Source organism: Mesorhizobium sp. M7A.F.Ca.MR.176.00.0.0 (genome assembly GCF_004023165.1).
Lineage (GTDB): Bacteria > Pseudomonadota > Alphaproteobacteria > Rhizobiales > Rhizobiaceae > Mesorhizobium.
This window is the reverse complement of record NZ_RZTC01000243.1, coordinates 1-2,567: the sequence shown is the minus strand read 5'-3', so window position 1 is coordinate 2,567 and position 2,567 is coordinate 1. Positions and strand designations below refer to the sequence as shown.

The following is a 2,567-nucleotide window of genomic DNA, read 5'->3' as shown; positions in this document are numbered from 1 at the left end:
ATACTGGATTTTGCGCCGTAATACCGGCGCTTGAGGGAATTCCAAGCGAAAGGACATTCATGCCCTGGAACGACAAAAGCGGCGGTGGCGGCGGCCCATGGGGTGGCGGCGGCAACAATCAGGGACCCTGGGGGCAGGGTCCAAAGGGACCCAGCGGGCCACAGGGCTCGCCTCCCGATCTCGAAGACATCATCCGCCGCGGCCAGGACCGGCTGCGGCGCGCTCTTCCGGGTGGCGGCGGCGCGAGCCCGGCTATCTTCGCGCTGATCGCGGCTGCACTTGTGGTGCTGTGGGCGTTCAAGGCGGTTTATACCGTGCAGCCCGACGAGGTCGCGGTCGAATTGCGCTTCGGCAAGCCGAAGACCGAACTGTCGCAGCCTGGCCTGCATTTCCATTGGTGGCCGCTCGAAACCGTCGAGACGGCCAAGATTTCCGAGCAGCTCGTCGATATCGGCGGCGGCGGCGCGACGAGTGGCAACACGTCCGGGCTGATGCTTACCGGCGACCAGAACATCGTCAACGTCCAGTTCTCGGTGGCCTATCAGGTCTCCGACCCGAGCGCGTATCTGTTCGATGTGTCCGATCCCGACGGTATGCTGCGGCAGGTTGCCGAAAGCGCCATGCGTGAAGCCGTCGGCCGCCGGCCGGCGCAGGACATCTTCCGCGACGACCGCCAGGGCATTGCCGCCTCGGTGCGTGAAATCATCCAGACGACGCTGGACGGCTACAAGGCCGGTCTCAACGTCAACGCCGTCTCGATCGAGGATGCGGCACCGCCACGCGAAGTGGCCGATGCGTTCGACGAAGTGCAGCGCGCCGAGCAGGACGAGGACAAGTTCGTCGAGCAGGCCAACCAGTACTCCAACCAGAAGCTCGGGCAGGCGCGCGGCGAGGCCGCACAGATCCGCGAAGACGCGGCCGCCTACAAGAACCGGGTCGTGCAGGAAGCCGAAGGTGAGGCGCAGCGCTTCATCTCGGTCTATGACGAGTATGCCAAGGCGCCTGATGTGACACGCAAGCGCCTCTACCTCGAAACCATGGAGAAGGTTCTGAAGGATTCCAACAAGGTCATCGTCGAGCAGGGCAACGGGCAAGGGGTCCTTCCCTATCTGCCACTGCCGGCATTGCAGCCGAAAGCGCCGGCACCAGCCGCCCCTGCTGCTGGCGTTACGGGGGGTAACCAGTGATGGCCAACCGTCTTCCCATCATCGTCGTCGCAGCAGCGGTTATCCTGTTCCTGCTCTATTCGTCGGTCTTCGTGGTCAATGCGCGTCAGCAGGCGCTGGTGCTCAGGTTCGGCGAGATCGTCGACGTCAAGAGCGAACCCGGCATCTACTTCAAGGCGCCGTTCTCGTTCTTCGACGCCGACACCGTGCAACTGATCGAGAACCGGGTGCTGCGCTTCGACCTCGACAACATCCGCGTCCAGGTGTCAGGCGGCAAGTTCTATGAGGTCGACGCCTTCATCGCCTACCGCATCTCGGATCCGCGGGTCTTCCGCTCCACCGTGTCGGGTCAGATCGAACTGGCAGAAGCCCGGCTCAGGACGCGTCTCGACGCTGCCTTGCGCCGTGTCTACGGTCTGCGTGATTTCGAGGCCGCACTTTCCGAACAGCGCACCGTGATGATGCGCGAAGTCCGCGACCAGCTCAGGCCCGACGCCACCTCGCTCGGCCTGCAGATCGAGGATGTCCGTATCCGCCGCACGGATCTCACGGCCGAAGTCTCGCAGCAGACCTTCGACCGCATGAAGGCGGAACGCCTGGCGGAAGCTGCGCGGCTGAGGGCGCGCGGCAATGAAGCGGCACAGCGCATCACCGCCCGCGCCGATCGCGAAGTGGTCGAGATCGTCGCCGAAGCACAAAAAGAGTCGGAAATCCTGCGCGGCGAGGGCGAAGCCCAGCGCAGCGCCACCTTCGCGGGAGCCTATCAGCGCGATCCGGCCTTCTTCGACTTCTACCGGTCGATGAATGCCTATGGCACGGCGCTGGACAACACCGGAACGACGATGGTGCTGTCGCCGAACTCGGAGTTCTTCCGCTTCTTCCGCAATCCTGACGGCAGCGAGGGGCCGGCAAAGCCGGCCTCGCCTGCGCCAAACGCTCCGGCGACGGCACCCGCCGCGCCGGCGGCACAGCCCAGCACCGGCCAGTAGCGGCCGGTGCAGGATTTTCTTGCCGCCATGGGCCTGGTCCTTGTCATAGAGGGTCTGGTCTATGGCGGTTTTCCCGGCCTGGCCAGGAAACTTGCCACCGAAGTGCTGTCGCTGCCCGAGAACGCGCTGCGGATCGCCGGACTGGCGGCGATCGTGATCGGCGTCGGCATCGTCTGGCTGGTACGGGGCGCATGACGGCGCCGATGATTTATCCTCTGCCGATAGTCATAGCCGCAAACGTGCCGTATTTTTTGCCAACATGGCGTGACGCGGCGTTTTCGTCGAAGCGCTTTTCTTTTCAAGGATACCGGGAGGCTTCTCGATGACATCCAATACAATTCTGTGCGCGGCTCGGCGGACATTCATCGCCGGCGCGGCGGCACTTCTTGTCAGCGCAGTCGCTGTCCCGTCC

4 protein-coding genes are annotated in these 2,567 nt (G+C 64.2%); 3 read left to right on the top strand and 1 reads right to left on the bottom strand.

Features of this window, described 5'->3' with window-relative positions:
- The first annotated feature begins 59 nt into the window (after positions 1-59).
- From hflK to EOB59_RS34325, 3 genes are read left to right on the top strand one after another with little or no spacing between them, the layout of a single operon-like run.
- Positions 60-1,187 carry an FtsH protease activity modulator HflK gene (hflK, locus tag EOB59_RS34335; RefSeq protein WP_128290265.1) on the top strand — a complete coding sequence of 376 codons (1,128 nt, stop codon included), beginning with the start codon at positions 60-62 and terminating at the stop codon, positions 1,185-1,187.
- Positions 1,187-2,155, top strand: coding sequence for a protease modulator HflC (locus EOB59_RS34330; RefSeq protein ID WP_127271782.1), 969 nt, complete (start codon positions 1,187-1,189; stop codon positions 2,153-2,155). The genes hflK and EOB59_RS34330 overlap by 1 nt, the downstream gene beginning before the upstream one ends.
- 6 nt (positions 2,156-2,161) lie before the next feature.
- Positions 2,162-2,350 carry a DUF2065 domain-containing protein gene (locus tag EOB59_RS34325; RefSeq protein ID WP_023813072.1) on the top strand — a complete coding sequence of 63 codons (189 nt, stop codon included), beginning with the start codon at positions 2,162-2,164 and terminating at the stop codon, positions 2,348-2,350.
- Positions 2,351-2,380: 30 nt separating this feature from the next.
- Here EOB59_RS34325 and EOB59_RS35775 read toward each other — a convergent pair.
- On the bottom strand, positions 2,381-2,567 hold a 187-nt coding region (locus tag EOB59_RS35775), incomplete at its 5' end, for a hypothetical protein (protein ID WP_206622102.1).